Genomic DNA, 15,705 nt, shown 5'->3' with positions numbered 1-15,705 from the left:
GGAAGCCATGACCTTTACGCTCGACGGACTGACGCTTGCACAGGCCCAGGCGAATCTCGACGCCTGGGTGGCCTGCTCTCTCGCGGTGGCGAAGAAGCAGTCCTACACGATCCAGGTCGAGGGCAGCTCGCGCACGATGACCAGCGCCGACGCCGTCCACATCGACAAGATGATCGACTACTGGCAGGGCAAGGTGCGCGCCATCGCGGCGGCGGAATCGAGCGGCGGCCGCCGCCGCGGTATCCGCGTGACCCGGGGTGTCGCCTCATGGTGAGCGTAAGGGTCGAACCGCGATTGCTGCCGGAGCGGGCTGCGACCGCAACGATGTCGGCGCTCGGCGGCGCCGGTGGCTACGACGGCGGAAGCCTGCGCGGCTCGCTGCGCACCTTCTTCGCCCGGGCGGGCGGGCCGCGCTCGGACACCTTGCCCTCGCTGACCAGCCTGCGCGCCCGCAGCCGCGACCTCGAGCGCAATAACCCGCTCGCGACCGGCACGCTGTCGACGGTGGCCACCAACGTGGTGGGCACCGGGATATTCCCGATGCCGCGGCTCGACCCGGTGCGCCTCGGTCTGAAGCCCGAGCGCACCGCCGAGATCGAGCTGGCGATGGGCGCCGAGTTCGACCTGTGGGCCGATACGACCCTGGCCGACGACACCAGCGAGCAGGATTTCTGGGGGCTGCAGGACCTGACCCTGCGGTCGCAGCTCCTGTCCGGCGACTGCTTCTCCGTCCCGCGCTACGATCGCCGCGGCGCCTCGCCCTACGAGTTGGCGGTGCAGGTGATCGAGGCCGATCGGTGTTGCAATCCGCCGGGCCGCGGCGATGGCAGCATCATGCCCAACGGGGCCGAGCTGGTCGGCGGCATCGAGATCGACAAGCGCGGCCGCGCCGTCGCCTACTGGTTTGCCGATCGCCATCCCGGCGAGGTGTTGCGGCGGTCGCTGCGCTACGAGCGGCTGCCGGCCTGGGGCCCGAACGGCAACCGCTCGGTGTTCCACCACTTCCGGCGGCTGCGGCCGGGTCAGACGCGCGGTGTGCCGTACTTCGCGCCGGTCATCGCCCTGTTCAAGGATCTCGGGCGTTACACCGAGGCCGAGATCATGGCGGCGGTCCTGTCGGCGTGCTTCGCGATGACGACGACGAGCGAGGGCGGTGACGGCGCCGACGTGTCCGGCGACGAGGAAGAGGCCGGTACCGGCGTCTCCGACACGCTGCGCCGCTTCGATCCCGGCCTGACGGCCAATCTGATGCCCGGCCAGCAGATCGCCTCGTTCATGCCCAACCGCCCGAACCAGGCCTTCGACCCCTTCGTGCTGGCGATGCTGCGCCAGATCGGCGTGGCGCTCGAGCTCCCCTACGAAGTGCTGGTCAAGCACTTCACCGCCTCCTATTCGGCGGCGCGGGCGGCCTTGCTCGAGGCCTGGAAGATGTTCCGCGCCCGGCGCGCCTGGCTCGCCGGCTCGTTTTGCCAGCCTTACTACGAGCGCTGGCTGATCGAGGCCTCGGCGCTCTCGCGACCGGGCATCCCCGACGTCTTCGGCGACTACGGCCGCTTCCGCGCCTGGTCGGCCTGCGAATGGATCGGCCCGTCGCCCGGCCAGATCGACGAGTTGAAGGAAGCCGAGGCCGCCAAGCTGCGGGTCGACGAGGAGTTCTCGACCCGCGAGGAGGAGACGGCCCGCCTGACCGGCGGGGACTGGCGCCAGAAGCACCGCCAGCGCGTGATCGAGGAACAGATGCGGCGGCGCGACGGGACTGCCACCGCGCCGCGGCCGGTGGGACCGGCGAACGCCGTACGCGAGGACACGCCCGACCGACCCGAACAGCAGGACGCCGCCTGATGAGCGATCGCTTTCCCGCGCGCGTCTTCGACGCCGCCTGCGCCCAGCACTGGGCGATGCAGGAGGAACCGCTGCGGGCGCTCCTGGAAGTGGCGTCGCGCGAGCCGGGTCCCGCGCTCGAGGCCCTGGCCGCCCGCAACGCCAAGCCACTCGACAATGCCCACCGCAGCACGGTGCGCGACGGCGTGGCGATCGTACCGGTGGCGGGACCGCTGTTCCGCTACGCCAACGTCTTCACCGAACTCTCGGGCGCCACCTCGGTCGAGACCATGGCGCGCGACTTCACCGCCGCGCTCGAGGATCGCTCGGTCCGGGCGATCCTGCTCAACGTCGACAGTCCGGGCGGCGAGGTGAACGGCATTGCCGAGATGGCGTCGATGATCGTGGCCGCGCGCCGCCGCAAGCCGATCGCCGCCTATATCGGCCATGCCGGCGCGTCGGGCGCCTACTGGATTGCGACCGCGGCCGATCGCGTCTTCGCTGCGCCGACGGCGCTGGTCGGCTCGGTCGGGGCGGTCATGACCATCCGCGACACGCGCCGGAGCGACGAGGCGCGGGGCGTGCGCACCATCGAGATCGTGTCGAGCCAGTCGCCCGACAAGCGCACCGATCCCGAGACCGAGCCCGGACGCGCCAAGCTGCAGGCGATCGTCGATCGGCTGGGCGAGGAGTTTGTCGCGGCCGTCGCAGGGCAGCGCGGCGTGGCCATCGAGAAGGTCCTGGCCGACTTCGGCCGGGGCGGCGTGCTGGTCGGCGCCGACGCCGTGAGGGCCGGCATGGTCGACGGCATCTCGTCGTTCGAGACGGTGCTTGCCGAATTGAGTTCGACCGCATCGCCCGCCGGCGGTGCGGTCCGCCCCTTCACCACCCGAGTCGCGGCGGCGACGGTATCGGAGCAATCGAACATGACGATCTCGACCATCGTGGCCCTGGCCGCGGCCTATCCCGACCTCGTGACCCAGATTCGCCAGGAAAGCGCGACGGCCGCCCGGGCGGAGGGCGAAGCCGCCGGTCGGACCGCCGGCTTCGCCGACGGCGAATCGACGGGCATGGCCGCCGGCCTGGAGCAGGGGCGAATCGAAGGCGCCGCCGCCGAGCGGGCGCGCATACTGGGCATCCAGGCGCACGCTCTGCCCGGCACCGAGACGCTCGTCGCCGCGATGGTCGGCGACGGCACGATCACGCCCGACCAGGCGGCCGCCCGCATCCTGGGCGAGGTGAGGGCGCAGGGCCCGCGCACCCTGGCGAATCTGAAGGGCGACGAGCCGCCCCGCGTCGGCGCCGGCGCGACGCCGACCGGCGGCGGCGAACTCTCGGCCTACGACCGCGGCCGCGTCATCGCGCTGCGCGCCAGGGGCAAGGCCCCGGACACGGCAGCCTAGCCGCCGAACGCCGTTCGCCCTCCATCGTCCACTTCGCTTCAGAGGATCTCTCACATGGAAACCGCGACTTACGACCCCAACGGCCTGCTCGCCGGCGACAAGACGCCCTTGCAGCGCGCCATCACGCTGCTCTCCGGGCAGGATCTCGAGCGCGGCGCGCTGCTGGGCCGCGTGTCCGTCGGCGCCGCCTCGTCGGCGGTCAAGGCCGGCGGCAACACCGGCGGCGGCACGCTCACCCTCGACGCCACCACGCCGGTCCTGGCCGGCGCCAAGACCGGGATCTACGCGGTGCGCTGCATCCTGGCGCCCGGCGCCAACGGCGGCACCTTCGAGGTGACCGATCCCGATGGCTTCGTCATCGCCTCCGACCTGCGGGTCGGCGCGACCTTCGCGAACGACATCAAGTTCGCGATCGCCGATGTCGGCACCGACTTCGCCCTGGGCGACGGGTTCGACGTGACGGTGGCCGCCGCCGACAAGTATGTGCTGTCGCTGGCCGCCGCGACCGACGGCTCGCAGGTGCCCTGCGCCGTGCTGGCGATCGACTGCGACGCGAGCGCCGGCGACAAGAGCACCACGGCCTTCTTCAGCGGCGAGTTCGATGCCGCGAAGATGACCTTCGGCACCGGGCATACCGCGGCCAGTGCCGAGGCGGCGTTCCGCAAGAACAACGTGCCCATCGCGGTCCGGACGCTCCCCTGACGGGTCCGTCACCCTGGCGCGCCGGCCCGCGCGCACTCGCACTCCCGTCCTTTGGACGGGAGTTTTCTTTGACCCACTGAGGACTGCCCGCCATGAATCTCTACGACACCATGACCCTGCTCGGCATGATCGACGCGCTCGATCGGCCGCGGCGATTCATCTTCGACACCTTCTTCTCGACGGCCACCATCACCTTCGAGACCGAGGAGATCCTGTTCGACAAGATCACCGCCTCGCGACGCATTGCGCCCTTCGTTTCGCCGCTGATCGCCGGCAAGGCGCAGACCGTGCGCGGGGCGACGGCGCGGTCCTTCCGTCCCGCCTATGTGAAGCCCAAGGCTGCGGTGAACCCGTCGGCCGCGTTGAAGCGTCGTCCGGGCGAGCGCATCGGCGGCGAGATGTCGGCGGCCGATCGGCTCGACCGCATCCTGCTGCAGGAGCTCGAGGATCAGGACATGCAGATCATGCGCCGCGAGGAGCTGATGGCGATCGAGATCGTGCGGACCGGCAAGCTCGTGGTCGAGTCGCCGGAGTTCCCCAAGATGGAGATCGATTTCGGGCGTCCCAACGGCCACACGGTTCCGCTCGCCGGCGCCAGCCGCTGGGGCGAGACCGACGTTTCGCCGCTGGCCGATATCCGCGCCTGGGCGCAGACCGTCCACAATGCCAGCGGCGCCCATCCCGGCAAGGTCGTCTTCGACCCGCTGGCCGCCGAGCTCTTCCTCAAGGACGAGGACCTGCGCAAGATCCTCGACAACCGCCGCCAGGTCGACGGCTCGATGCAGCTCGCCGGCGCCGTGACCGGCGGCCAGGGCGTCGAGGCTCTCTACCTTGGCACGATCGGCCAGTTCGAGTTCTGGCAGTACCAGCAGACCTATAAGGACGATGCTGGCGCCACCCAGAAGATGATGCCGGACTATACCGTCCTCATGGGCTCGATCGGCATCGAGGGCTACGCGTGTTACGGCGCCATCCAGGACGTCGCCGCGCTGCAGGCCATGGAGCGCTTTCCGAAGATGTGGGAGGAGAAGGATCCCTCGGTGGCCATGGTCATGACGCAGTCGGCGCCGCTGCCCGTGCCGGCCCGCGTCGAATCCTCCTTCTGCGCCACGGTCCGCTAGGGCTATCGGCTGCAATGGCCATCGAGACCGATGACGACCGCGTCGGGTTCTTCGACCTCGACGACTTCGGCGTGTCCGTCATCTGGCGTCACGACGGCCAGCCGAAAGGGACGTTCGACGCGATCCTCGATCGGCCCTCGGTTTCGGTCGAGGGTTCGGCGGAGGTCGCCCTCGTCGACCGCGCCGCCCGCCTCACGCTGGCCGGGGCCTGTCTGCCCGAGGGGGCGGCGGCGGGCGACACGGTCGAGATCGCGGGCGAGGCCACTGGCTTCGCCGTGTGTGCAATCCGCCCCGACGGCGCCGGCCTCTGTATCGTCGACCTCGTGCGCGCGACGCCTGGCGGCGCAGGGCCCTCCGCCGCCGGCAGCGTCGAATCCGCCACCGATCGCGCCGTCTTCTGCGATCTCGACGAATTCGGCGTGCCCGTGATCTGGGCCCGCCACGGCGAGGTGAAAGCCTCTTTCACCGCGATCTTCAATCGCCCGTCCGTGTCGGTCGTCGGTCTGGCAGACGCCGCACTGCTCGACCGCGGGCCGACCCTCTACCTGCCCGAAGCCGGCTTGCCGGAAGGTGCCGCGCCGGACGATCCGGTCCAGATCGCCGGCGAGCCCACGGGCTTCGTCTGTTCCGCCATCAGGCCCGACGGCACCGGCATGTGCCTCGTCGAGCTCAAGCGGGCGAAGCTGGACGTCGAAGGCTTTCACTATGTCGACGGCGAATCGCCGGCCGAATTGTTCGAGGCCTTTGAGTCCATCGGCGCGCTGGTGTCCGGCGGGCTTTGGGCCGGGTGAGAAATCGGATGCTGTCTTCCCACCCCTGGAATCGGCACCGCCTGCATGCCGAACGGAGTTTGGCATGCATGTGCGACGCCAGATCGTTCTTGCCGTCGTCGAGCGGCTGCGACGCGACGTGCCGGGCGTCGCCGTGAAGGCCGGGCGCGCCGCGCCCCTGCCGACCGGATCGGCGCCCTACGTCCTGGTGTACGGGCGCCGCGAGCAGGCGGGCTCGGTGACCAGCCGCGGTGACCAGGTGCGGCTGCAGCGTCGTCTCTCGCTCCTGATCGACATCGTCCACGAGGATGTCGACGACGACGATGGCGCCGCCGATGCCTTCTGCCTCCTGGTCGAGAAGGCAATGTGGGCCGAACCGTCCTTCGGTGGCTTGGCGCAGGACCTCGAAGGGCCCGACACGACCCTCGATGCGCGGACGGAAGGCGAGACACGCCTCGGCCGCGCCCGCCTGGAATATCAACTCGAGTACCACACGACGGCCCGCGGGCCGGATCAGCACCTGGAGTAGGAGAGAGCCATGGCCGTTACCAAGGGCAAGTCGGGCAAGGTCTATGTCGGCGCCAATGTCGTCGCCGAGGTCCAGTCCTTCAGCTTCACGCGCACCGCCGCGCGCGCCGACCGCTCCACCCTCGACGATGAATGGGACCGCAGCGCGCCGGTGACCAAGAGCTGGTCTGGCTCGCTGAGCGTCTGGTGGGATCCGTCGGACGCGACCGGCCAGATGGGCCTGGAGGAGGGCGATGAGGCCGCGCTCAAGCTCTACCCGGACGGCAACGCGAATGGAAAGACCTTCTACTCGGGCGACGTCATCGTGGACTCGGTCGAGCTCGGCAACGAACGCCCGAACCATGTTACCGCCACCATCCAGTTTACCGGCAATGGCGCGTGCACGAAGGCTGTCGTTGGCGCTTAGCCACTTAGCCACTGACTGCACGCGCCGGTCGGCGGCAGCGCCTTCTGACGCGCGGGAGCCCACACGTTAGCAACGAAGACAAGGATCCCTCATGTCATCCGACAAGCTCACCCTGATCCAGGCGCTGCAGGCCGACCTCAAGGGGCGGCGCCGCAAAGTCAGCGTCCTCGGCCACGACGTATGGGTCTCGCCCTTCACCGTCGAGGAAGAGAACCTGCTGTCGGAGCGCGAGCCCAAGGCGGGGGCGGCGCGCTATGTCGAGATCCTGATCATGAAGTGCACCGATGAGTCGGGCGCGCCTGTCTTCTCGCGGAACGACAAGGATCTGCTCATCAACGGCGTGCCGAGCGACCACCTGTCCCGCCTGGTAGACGCCATCACCGGCCCGGCGATCGCGGCCCAGGCAAAAAACTGAGACGCGATCGGCGGCGCTTCACGCAATACGCGCTGGCCGATCGCCTTCAGGTGCCCCTGTCCGTCGTCCTGGCCATGACGGTCGAGGAGTTCGGCGGCTGGCAGGCCTACGCCCTCGTCAAGGACGACGTCTTCAAAGACGGGTTCGACGAGGATTGAACGAGCGAAGTTCGCAACGACACCGCCTGAAAGCGTCACTGTGCGGGCTCCCGCGCCTTCGCTGCGCTGCAGGCCCTGACGCCCGCCGGGGCGAACGGAGTTCGCCCCAATGCCTTTCGACGGAACGACGCGGTATCAGATCGATATCACCGCCGCGGATCGCACGGCCCAGGCCTTCGCGACCGTCGACCGTCGCCTGAAGGCGATGGAGGTGACGCAGCGCGCCGCCTCCGCGGGGATCAGCGCCGGCTATGCTCTGATGACCCGGGCGCTGGCGCCGCTGGCTGCTGCTCTCACGGCAACGGCGGTGGTGCAGCGCGTATGGCAGGCCGGCATGGAAGCCGCCAACCTGGGCGAGCAGGCCGAGCAGATCGGCCTGACCACCGATGCCCTGCAGGCCTATCGCCTGGCGGCGGCGCAGAACGGCGTGGAGGTGGCTCAGCTCGATACGGCCTTCATGCGCCTGACGAAGTCGATGGGCGAAGCGGCCGCTGGCAGCGACGACGCGATCGTGCGCTTCGAGAGACTGGGCGTCCGGCTGCTCGACAATAACGGAAAACTGCGTCGCACCTCCGACATCCTGCCGGAGGTCGCGGCGGGCCTGCTGGAGATCGGCAATCAGAGCCAGCGCGACGCGCTGATGATGGAGATATTTGGCCGCTCAGGCGCCCGCATGGTCACCATGCTGGAGACCTTCGCCCAGGGGCAGAACGACGTCGTCGCCTCGGCCCGCGACATGAACGCAGTCATGGGCGGGTCCGTGATCGCCGCCTGGGACAAGGTCGACGACCGGCTCAAGGTCGTGAACCAGCAGATGACGGTGTTTCAGGCGACGGTCGGAGCGCCGCTCGCACTGGGCGGGCTGACGGCGCTGGAATGGACGCTGCGCCTGATCGCGTCGGCCTATCGAACGGCAACCGAGGGCGCCATCGACTTCGGCCACGCTGCGGGCAAGGCCGTTCGCGGCGTCAATGTCGGCATGATCGAATCCGACATCGCCCAGCTCGAGAGGAACATCGCCAATCCGCCGCTCTTCTTGCGCGGTGGCCTGGAGACGATGAAGCAACAACTGGTTGAGAAGAAGAAGCTCCTCGACCAGGCGCGCGCCGCGGAGGAGGACTATCGCAAGGGCGTCGTGGAGAACCGTATCGATCGCCAGGTCGGGCTGCCGCAGGAGCCGCCGCCGGTCACCTTCAGGGATTTCAACCTGCCGGGCAAACAGCCCATCGGCAAGCAGGCCTCCGCCGCCGGCGCCAGGCTCGACGAGCGCCTGAAGGATCTGCAGGTCGAGCGCGCAGCGCTGGAGAAGGCGCTGGCGGCCTTCGACGTGCGCGGACTGGAGACCGTGGCCGAGGTCGACAGGCGTCTCGATGCGCAGGTCAAGCTCGAGCAGAAGATCGCCGGCGTCTTGAAGGACGTGCCGCCGAATTCGCCGTTGGCCCAGCAGCTCATCCAGGAAGCGACCGCCGTTTCGCAGCTCAACGCTCGCCTCGACGAGCGCAAGCGACTTGTATCCGAAGGCGAGCGGGTGACGGCGCAGTTCGGCGACGGCTCGCGCGAGGCTGCGCGCGCGACCGCCGATCTCAACGCCATGCTCGCTGCCGGCGCGATCGACGCCGGGACATACGAGCGGGCACTCAAGGCCACCACCCAGGCCGCCGACGACCAGGCCCGCGCGGCGCGCGGCGCGACGGGTGGCTTCGACGGCTTCAGGGCTGGGTTCGAGCAGGGCATGGCCGACGTTTCCCGTTCCAACTCGGCCTTCGAGCTGGGCAGGCGCGGCGTCGACATGCTGAACGAATCGATCGACATGCTGGCCGGCACGTCGAATCGCACGTTCGGCCAGATGGCGGCTGACTTCGGCATGATGCTGCTGAAGTGGGAGCTGTCGGCCCAGGCCTCGAACGTGTGGAACTCCATCACCGGCAAGGGCCCGACCAATCAGGGTCTGTTCGGCAGTCTTCTCGGCGGCCTCGGCGATCTGTTCGGCGGCGGCGGCTGGGGGATCGGCGCCGTCGGCGGGAGCTACAATGGCGGCGGTTCGATGTCCTTCGGCGGCCCGCGGGCCGCCGGCGGCCCGGTCAATCCCGGCAGCTGGTACATGGTCGGCGAGAAGGGGCCGGAGCCCTTCATCCCGCATACGCCGGGCACCATCCTGCCCAACAGCGCGCTCCGCGGCGGCGGCCCGACGGTGATCGTGAACGTCCACAACAACGGCAACAGCCAGGTCCGCACCGAGGAATCTATGGGACCGGGCGGCATGCCCAGGATCGACGTCTTCGTGGATGCGATCGACGGCGCCTTCGCCAAGAAGCTCGACCGCGGTGTCGGCCCGACCTCGGATGTGCTGAAGGGGCGGTATGGTCTGCAGCCTGTGGGACGGCGTTGAGCCGGCCCACAGGCTGCAGGAGAGCGTCGGGTGGATGGCGCGTCGCCATCCACCGGGCGCGACGTCTGAAAAGCCGTTACCGGCCCGCCGCGCCCTATTCTGAACCGCGCCCGGCGGGAAGGTGTCGTCCCGAATGCCCACCTCCTTGAACTGGCCGGCAACGCTGCCTTTGCCCCGCCGGGCGGGCTACCGCCTCAAACCCCTCAGGATGCTCTCCCGCAGCGAGGCCGACCAGGGTGCGGCAAGGGTCCGGCGACGGGTCACCGCGACGCTGACCGAGATCCCGACCGTCTTCGCGGTCGATGAAACGCAGGCGGCGTCTTTCGATTCCTTCCTCGAGCGGGAGGCCCGTCACGGCGAGGTCTGGTTCAACGTGTCGTTGCTCGGGCCGACGGGCATCGCGTCGCACGAGGCGCGGATCAAGGGCGAGACCGAGCTGGCCTATCGCGGCGGCGTCCGCTGGGAAATCTCCGCGACCTTCGAGGTGCGCGATCGCCCGATCCTTTCGGCCGCGGCGCTGGACGACCTGATAGGCCCGCCGCCCGTGCCCCTGGTCTGGCCCGCCGAGCTGCCCCGGCCGAAGCGCGCCGGTTACGCGATCAAGCCGCGGCCCGACCTGCTGCGCAGCGACGGCGACTTTGGCCTGGCCAGCGCCCGCCTGCGACCGGGCCGCGAAGCCGAGGTGGCGCTGGGCTTCGCGCTGGACGCCGCTGAGGCCGCGATCTTCGAGGCGTTCCTCGAGCACCGCGCCCGCCACGGCGTCGCCTGGTTCGCCATCGACCTGCGTTCGCCTCACGGCACCCTGCCGCACATGGTGCGCTTCAAGGGCGATATCGAACTCGAATTCCTGGGACGGGATCGCTGGTCGGTCACGGCACCCGTCGACATGCGCGACCGGCCAATGGTGCCGGCGGGAGACTGACACCGTGGCCGATACGACGCTGAGCGACGCCCTGAAGGAGGCCTATGCCACGGCGCCGGCCGACGAGGTCGTGCTGCACACGCTGGAGTTCCGCCACGCCGACTTCGTCGACGCGGCGGGCCAGCCGGATTCGATCTGGGTGGTGCTGAACACCGAATCGATCGACGCCCCGGTCGAGGACGACGCGCCGGTGCGGCCGGGCGAGACGGTGACCTTCACCGCCATCCAGTTCGACATGACCCGCCCGCCGATCGAGGCGGGGGCCACGCCCGAGATCGAGATCGCCGTCGACAACGTCGACCGTCGGATCGTCGAGAACCTGGACCGGGCGAACGAGAGCCCGGCGAAGATCCTGGCCGTCTATCGCTGTTACCTGGCCAGCGGCCTCGAGGCCGGATCGCAGATCCTGCCGCCGCCCGACTTCGAATTGAGCGACGTTAAGGTCGACCTGCTGAAATGTCGTGCCCGGGCGCGCACCTCGATCGATCTGCGCGTCGCCTTTCCGCGCATGGCCTATACGGCGCGGACCCATCCGGGGCTGGTGGATCGTTAAGCGGGGGTGGCGCAGCGCTCCATTAATTGCCGCGCCGGCCGTCCGGAATTCGGCCCTGGCGATTGAACGAAAGCATTTCGCCACGTCACACGGCTGGTCGTATCCGTGATCTGCTGAACTTCGTACTCCTCGGCCACCGTGTGACTTGTTGGAATGGCGAGGATGACAGTTGCTCGCCTGTCTCGCTGATAGAACTGAGGCGTGACGGCGTGGTTCTTAGAGGCCTGTGCTGAGATGCAGTTGGCAATCTCGTCGAATTGACCGCTGTAGGTCGCGACGAGCGAAGGTGGCGTGTTGCGCACGTCCTCGACCGAATAGCAGCCGGCTGCCAGCAGCACCGTCGCAACACCAAGGGATTTCAATTGCATGGCTCCTCCGCTCGCCATTGAGCGCGACCCGTCGCGCCAAGTCCAGACCCACTGGGCGGAACGATTCCTGGGAGTCGGCTACGCCAGGGGCGGGCTGGGGCCCGATCTTTTCGACTGTTGGTCCTTCTTCCGCTGGGTCCAGCGAACGGCGTTCGGCCGTGAGGTGCCCTTCATGCCGACCCCGGCCAGCCGCGGCACGATCGCCCGGGTGATGCCGGACTGGGCCGCGGACTTCGGCTGGGTGCCGGTCGAGACGCCGGCGACCGGCGATGCCGTGTTCATGGCCAACATGCTGCATCCCACCCATGTCGGCATCTGGGTCGGCGACCTGAAGCAGGCGGCGGTGTTGCACTGTCCGGAAGGCGGCGCCGCGCTCCACCGGCGGGCCCATCTCGAGATGGCGCGCTGGCGCCTGCATGCCTTCTATCGATATGCGGGAGCGGCCTGATGGGCGTGCTGGTCCACCTCTACAATCCCTTCGACCCGCTGAAGCGCGAGGTCTACCGGCTCGACCGGTCCGTGACGGTGCGACGCTTGGTGGCGCGACGCCGCGAGCTGCGCGCCCATACGACGATCTGCACCGTCAACGGCCGGCGGGTGCGCGAGTTCAGGCGACCGACCGTTTGCCTGCTGAACGGCAGGCCGCTGATGCGGCGCGAGTGGAAGCGGGCCGTGATTGGGCCGACCGACATCGTCACCTTCTATGCCGCGCCGCTGGGCGGCGGCGGATCTAATCCGCTGCCGATTATCCTCGGCCTCGCGATCATGATCGCCGTGCCCTACCTCGCGCCCATTGCTGGTGGTCTGATCGCTGGCGCTCTCGGTATTGCCGCGAGCTCGCTCACCACTGCGATCGGCGGCGCCCTGGTCGGCCTCGCGCTGGGCGCCGTGGCCTATGGCATCATGAGCCTGTTCGCGCCGCCGGCGCCGGCGGCGCAGAACTGGCAGGCGGGCTATGGTGGCACGCCGCAGACCTCGCCGACCTACACGCTGCAGGGCGCGGGGACCCAGGCGCGGCTGGGCCAGCCGGTGCCCGAACTGTTCGGCCGCCACAAGGTCACGCCCGACTGGGTCAGCACGCCTTATTCGCGCTTCGTCGATCACGAGCAGTATCTGCATTTCTCGCTCGGCCTGTCGGTCGGCGAGGTCGAGATCGAGGAGGAGCGGATTGGCGACACGCCCATCTCCTCCTATGAGGAGATCGTGACCGAGCAGATCGGCCCGGGAGGGCTGGGCGATCCCGAGATCGCCGATCCGCGCTGGCTGGTCTGCCGCGACATCGCCGAGGTCGAGCTGAAGGGCGCGGCGGAATCGAGTCCCTGGGCTGGACCTTTCGTCACCAACGTGGCGGGGAGCCGCATCGGCACCGTCGAGATCGACCTGGTCTGTAACCGCGGACTCTACAAATACAATTCCAGCGGCGGCTTCGACACCAAGTCGGTGACGGTCGAGGTCGAGGGGCGGGCGATCGACGACGATGGCGAGCCCACGGGCGACGGCGCCTGGGTGCCGTTCGATACGGTGACGATCGGCGGCGCCACCCAGCAGGCCCGCCGCCTCACCAAGACCTACGACATTTCCGAGGGCCGCTGGGAGGTGCGCTGCCGGCGCACCGATACCGAGGATACCGCCGCGACCGCCGGCCATGCGGTCTCCTGGGTCGGCTTGCGCGGCCGCCTCACCACCGAGCGCCGCTTCGCCGGCATGACGATCGTCAACGTGCGCATGAAGGCCACCGGCGACCTCAATGGAACCTCGGCGCGGCAGTACAACTGCATCGCCACCCGCAGGCTGCCGACCTGGGATCCGATCACGGAGACCATGGGGACCGCGCTGGCGGCGACGCGCAGCCCCTGCGATGCCTATGCCTACATCGCCCGCGCCGCCAATGGCGGTCGCTTTGCCGATTCGCGCATCGATCTGGCCGGGATCTATGCGAACAGCGAGGAGTTCGCGGAGAAGGGCTGGACCTTCGACTTCGTCTTCGACCAGACCGTGACCCTGGGTGAGGCCCTCTCGCGGGTGGCGCGCGCCGTGCAGGCGCAATGCGTGGTGCAGGGCGGGCGCCTGTGCCTGGTCCGCGACCTGCCGGGCGGCTCGCCGGTCATGATGTTCGGGCCGCGCAACATCCGCCGCGGCAGCCTCGAGATCGAATATGCGATGATCACCTCGGACACCTCCGATTCGCTGGCCGTCACCTACATGGATGCGCGCAGCTGGCGCCCCGTCGATCGCATCTATGCCTTCGCCGACAGTCCGCAGGAGAACACGACTGGCATCCAGCTGCACGGCGTGACGACCCGCGCCCATGCCGCCGACCTCGCCTGGTGGTACCTGCGCCAGAATCGCTATCGCCGCCGCACCTACCGCTTCACGACCTTCCAGGAGGGGCTCTGTCTGCAGTACGGCGATCCGATCTCCTTCTCGCACGACCTGCCGCGCTACGGGCAGACGGCCGAGGTGATCGCTTGGGATGCCGAAGCGCACCTGATGACTCTCTCGTCGCCGCTCGCATGGACCGAGGGTGCGACCCACTATGTCGCCGTGCGCACCGCGACCGGCACGATGGCGGGCCCGTTCGAAGTGGCGCAGGTCGAGGATGGCGAGGGCCTCGTGTCGGCGGACCATGTCTTCGTGGTCGGCGAGTCGCTGCCCGAGGACTTTCCCGGGATCCTGACCGGCGGCGATCGCGAGCGCACCTTCGTGCAGTTCGGGCCCGGCGAGGCCTATGCCAAGCGGCTGAAGGTGATCGGCGTCACGCCCAAGGGCGAGGACGATGTCGAGATCCGGGCTGTGGTCGACGATCCGCGCATGAACGATCCGACGCCGGCGGACGACGAGGGCGACATCGGCGCGCCGCAGGTGCCGATCGAGATCCACATCACCGAGCCGGTCCTGAAACTCAACCTTCGCAGCCTCGCCAACGCCAACGGCTTCACCGGCCTCTCGACCCAGAAGGTGACGATCTTCATCGATACCGGCGCCTATGCCTGGTCGGACGATCCCGCCGTCGCCGCCATCGTGCGCGGCTCCTGGCCGATCGGCTACCGGCCGCGCCTGGTCATGGCCGGCGGCCTCGCCTACGGCGCCGGCGGCCGCGGCGGCTTCTATGGGGGCGGCTATATCGGCGGCGCATCGGTCCACGGTCAGCCCGGCGGCGCGGCGCTCGATGCGCGCAGTGGACTGCTCGACTACGCCGAGCTGGGCGATTCCCTGAAGGGCGGCGGCGGTGGTGGTGGCGCCGGCGGCAACTCCGACGCCTTCGGGGCCCCGGCCGGTGGCGGTGGCGGCGGCGGCGGGCGCGGGCCGAACAATGCGCCCGGCGGTACCGGCTATGGCCCCTTCGGTGCCGTGCCGGGCAACAACGGCGCGGCCGGCTCGTCCTCGGCACCGGGCGCCGGCGGGACGGGCGGGGTCGCCGAGGTCTCCGACGCCGAGTTCCCCGAGGTCTTCAACTATTCGGTCGGCGGCACCGGCGGCGCGGGGGGTGGCTGGGAAACCCCGGGCACGGCCGGCGGCGCGGGCACCAACGCGGCTTCGCCCGCCGGCAGCGGCGGCGCGGCTGGCGCCAAGATCCTGGGCAGCGTGACCCGCATCCGTGTCGGTACGCTGGCCTCCACCCTGGGCGCCATCACCGCGACCGCGACCGGCACCGTGAGCTAACCGGCGCCGTAAGCGACGCCTCATAACGAACGACGGAGCCCCTCATGGCCCTGAAACTCTCGACGGCGGTGCGCAACGCTCTGCTCGACGCCATCGAGGCGGCGATCGGCGCCGCCGCGGTGCTGAAGATCTTCTCGGGAAGCGCGCCTGCCAATTGCGCGGCGGCCGATAGCGGCACGCTTCTCGCCACCCTGACGCTTCCGGCCGACTGGATGGCGGCCGCCAGTGGCGGCACCAAGGCCCGGTCCGGGACCTGGGAGGACCTCAGTGCCGATGCCGGTGCGCCGACAAATGCCGGGCACTTTCGGCTCTATGCCGCCGACGGCACCTCCTGCCACCTCCAGGGCTCGATCACGGTGACGGGAGGCGGCGGCGATCTGACCCTCGACTCCATCGCCATCACCGCGGGCCAGGCGATCGCGATCACGGGTTTCACGCTGACCGCGCCGGGCGCCTGACGCCCGGTACTGCGCCGCACCGCTGCCG

Annotated in this window: 16 protein-coding genes; 15 read left to right on the top strand and 1 reads right to left on the bottom strand. The window is 69.4% G+C overall.

The window, feature by feature from the left end; genetic code table 11:
* Positions 1-7 precede the first annotated feature (7 nt).
* The 12 genes from ACO07K_RS14035 (at position 8) to ACO07K_RS13980 (ending at position 11,188) form a co-directional block, all read left to right on the top strand.
* Positions 8-274: a hypothetical protein gene (locus ACO07K_RS14035; protein WP_422036547.1), complete on the top strand. Its 267-nt coding sequence runs from the start codon at positions 8-10 to the stop codon at positions 272-274.
* Positions 268-1,842 carry a phage portal protein gene (locus ACO07K_RS14030; protein ID WP_422036546.1) on the top strand — a complete coding sequence of 525 codons (1,575 nt, stop codon included), beginning with the start codon at positions 268-270 and terminating at the stop codon, positions 1,840-1,842. Before ACO07K_RS14035 ends, ACO07K_RS14030 begins: the two co-directional genes overlap by 7 nt.
* Positions 1,842-3,224, top strand: coding sequence for a S49 family peptidase (locus ACO07K_RS14025; protein ID WP_422036545.1), 1,383 nt, complete (start codon positions 1,842-1,844; stop codon positions 3,222-3,224). The genes ACO07K_RS14030 and ACO07K_RS14025 overlap by 1 nt, the downstream gene beginning before the upstream one ends.
* A 54-nt stretch (positions 3,225-3,278) precedes the next feature.
* Complete coding sequence (locus tag ACO07K_RS14020; protein WP_422036544.1) at positions 3,279-3,926, top strand: head decoration protein; 648 nt, start codon at positions 3,279-3,281, stop codon at positions 3,924-3,926.
* Between the two features lie 92 nt (positions 3,927-4,018).
* Positions 4,019-5,047 carry a major capsid protein gene (locus ACO07K_RS14015; RefSeq protein ID WP_422036543.1) on the top strand — a complete coding sequence of 343 codons (1,029 nt, stop codon included), beginning with the start codon at positions 4,019-4,021 and terminating at the stop codon, positions 5,045-5,047.
* Positions 5,048-5,061: 14 nt separating this feature from the next.
* Positions 5,062-5,838, top strand: coding sequence for a head-tail joining protein (locus ACO07K_RS14010; protein WP_422036542.1), 777 nt, complete (start codon positions 5,062-5,064; stop codon positions 5,836-5,838).
* Positions 5,839-5,902: 64 nt separating this feature from the next.
* Positions 5,903-6,346 (top strand): hypothetical protein, encoded by a 444-nt coding sequence (locus ACO07K_RS14005; protein ID WP_422036541.1) that lies wholly within the window; start codon positions 5,903-5,905, stop codon positions 6,344-6,346.
* A gap of 9 nt (positions 6,347-6,355) precedes the next feature.
* A complete protein-coding gene (locus ACO07K_RS14000) occupies positions 6,356-6,751 on the top strand; it encodes a phage tail tube protein (RefSeq protein WP_422036540.1) in 396 nt (131 codons plus the stop codon).
* A 91-nt stretch (positions 6,752-6,842) separates the two neighbouring features.
* On the top strand, positions 6,843-7,166 hold the full coding sequence (locus ACO07K_RS13995; protein WP_422036539.1) for a hypothetical protein: 324 nt from the start codon (positions 6,843-6,845) through the stop codon (positions 7,164-7,166).
* Positions 7,167-7,433: 267 nt separating this feature from the next.
* On the top strand, positions 7,434-9,713 hold the full coding sequence (locus ACO07K_RS13990) for a hypothetical protein (protein ID WP_422036538.1): 2,280 nt from the start codon (positions 7,434-7,436) through the stop codon (positions 9,711-9,713).
* 133 nt (positions 9,714-9,846) lie between these two features.
* Positions 9,847-10,635, top strand: coding sequence for a hypothetical protein (locus ACO07K_RS13985; RefSeq protein ID WP_422036537.1), 789 nt, complete (start codon positions 9,847-9,849; stop codon positions 10,633-10,635).
* Positions 10,636-10,639: 4 nt separating this feature from the next.
* Positions 10,640-11,188, top strand: coding sequence for a DUF1833 family protein (locus tag ACO07K_RS13980; protein ID WP_422036536.1), 549 nt, complete (start codon positions 10,640-10,642; stop codon positions 11,186-11,188).
* Here ACO07K_RS13980 and ACO07K_RS13975 read toward each other — a convergent pair.
* Entirely contained in the window at positions 11,185-11,556 is a 372-nt protein-coding gene (locus tag ACO07K_RS13975) for a hypothetical protein (protein ID WP_422036535.1), read from the bottom strand. The two genes, ACO07K_RS13980 and ACO07K_RS13975, sit on opposite strands and share 4 nt — an antisense overlap.
* On the opposite strand from ACO07K_RS13975, the gene ACO07K_RS13970 reads away from it, so the two are divergent.
* Genes ACO07K_RS13970 through ACO07K_RS13960 form a run of 3 tightly spaced genes read left to right on the top strand, consistent with a single transcriptional unit; the run spans position 11,555 to position 15,677 of the window.
* Positions 11,555-12,004: an NlpC/P60 family protein gene (locus ACO07K_RS13970; protein WP_422036534.1), complete on the top strand. Its 450-nt coding sequence runs from the start codon at positions 11,555-11,557 to the stop codon at positions 12,002-12,004. The genes ACO07K_RS13975 and ACO07K_RS13970 overlap by 2 nt on opposite strands.
* Positions 12,004-15,219, top strand: a complete 3,216-nt coding sequence (locus ACO07K_RS13965) for a host specificity factor TipJ family phage tail protein (RefSeq protein WP_422036533.1) — start codon at positions 12,004-12,006, stop codon at positions 15,217-15,219. Before ACO07K_RS13970 ends, ACO07K_RS13965 begins: the two co-directional genes overlap by 1 nt.
* A 44-nt stretch (positions 15,220-15,263) precedes the next feature.
* Positions 15,264-15,677: a hypothetical protein gene (locus ACO07K_RS13960; protein ID WP_422036532.1), complete on the top strand. Its 414-nt coding sequence runs from the start codon at positions 15,264-15,266 to the stop codon at positions 15,675-15,677.
* Positions 15,678-15,705: the final 28 nt, after the last annotated feature.

It is taken from the genome of Reyranella sp., assembly GCF_965228225.1.
In the GTDB taxonomy this organism is placed as follows: domain Bacteria; phylum Pseudomonadota; class Alphaproteobacteria; order Reyranellales; family Reyranellaceae; genus Reyranella.
This window is presented reverse-complemented; position numbering and strand designations above follow the sequence as displayed.

Coding starts and splice junctions, on each gene's coding strand:
- ACO07K_RS13990 (WP_422036538.1), top strand. CDS start 7,434: ATGCCTTTCGACGGAACGACGCGGTATCAGATCGATATCACCGCCGCG.
- ACO07K_RS14020 (WP_422036544.1), top strand. CDS start 3,279: ATGGAAACCGCGACTTACGACCCCAACGGCCTGCTCGCCGGCGACAAG.
- ACO07K_RS13975 (WP_422036535.1), bottom strand. CDS start 11,556: ATGCAATTGAAATCCCTTGGTGTTGCGACGGTGCTGCTGGCAGCCGGC.
- ACO07K_RS14025 (WP_422036545.1), top strand. CDS start 1,842: ATGAGCGATCGCTTTCCCGCGCGCGTCTTCGACGCCGCCTGCGCCCAG.
- ACO07K_RS13970 (WP_422036534.1), top strand. CDS start 11,555: ATGGCTCCTCCGCTCGCCATTGAGCGCGACCCGTCGCGCCAAGTCCAG.
- ACO07K_RS14035 (WP_422036547.1), top strand. CDS start 8: ATGACCTTTACGCTCGACGGACTGACGCTTGCACAGGCCCAGGCGAAT.
- ACO07K_RS13985 (WP_422036537.1), top strand. CDS start 9,847: ATGCCCACCTCCTTGAACTGGCCGGCAACGCTGCCTTTGCCCCGCCGG.
- ACO07K_RS13965 (WP_422036533.1), top strand. CDS start 12,004: ATGGGCGTGCTGGTCCACCTCTACAATCCCTTCGACCCGCTGAAGCGC.
- ACO07K_RS14030 (WP_422036546.1), top strand. CDS start 268: ATGGTGAGCGTAAGGGTCGAACCGCGATTGCTGCCGGAGCGGGCTGCG.
- ACO07K_RS14000 (WP_422036540.1), top strand. CDS start 6,356: ATGGCCGTTACCAAGGGCAAGTCGGGCAAGGTCTATGTCGGCGCCAAT.
- ACO07K_RS13960 (WP_422036532.1), top strand. CDS start 15,264: ATGGCCCTGAAACTCTCGACGGCGGTGCGCAACGCTCTGCTCGACGCC.
- ACO07K_RS14010 (WP_422036542.1), top strand. CDS start 5,062: ATGGCCATCGAGACCGATGACGACCGCGTCGGGTTCTTCGACCTCGAC.
- ACO07K_RS14005 (WP_422036541.1), top strand. CDS start 5,903: ATGCATGTGCGACGCCAGATCGTTCTTGCCGTCGTCGAGCGGCTGCGA.
- ACO07K_RS14015 (WP_422036543.1), top strand. CDS start 4,019: ATGAATCTCTACGACACCATGACCCTGCTCGGCATGATCGACGCGCTC.
- ACO07K_RS13995 (WP_422036539.1), top strand. CDS start 6,843: ATGTCATCCGACAAGCTCACCCTGATCCAGGCGCTGCAGGCCGACCTC.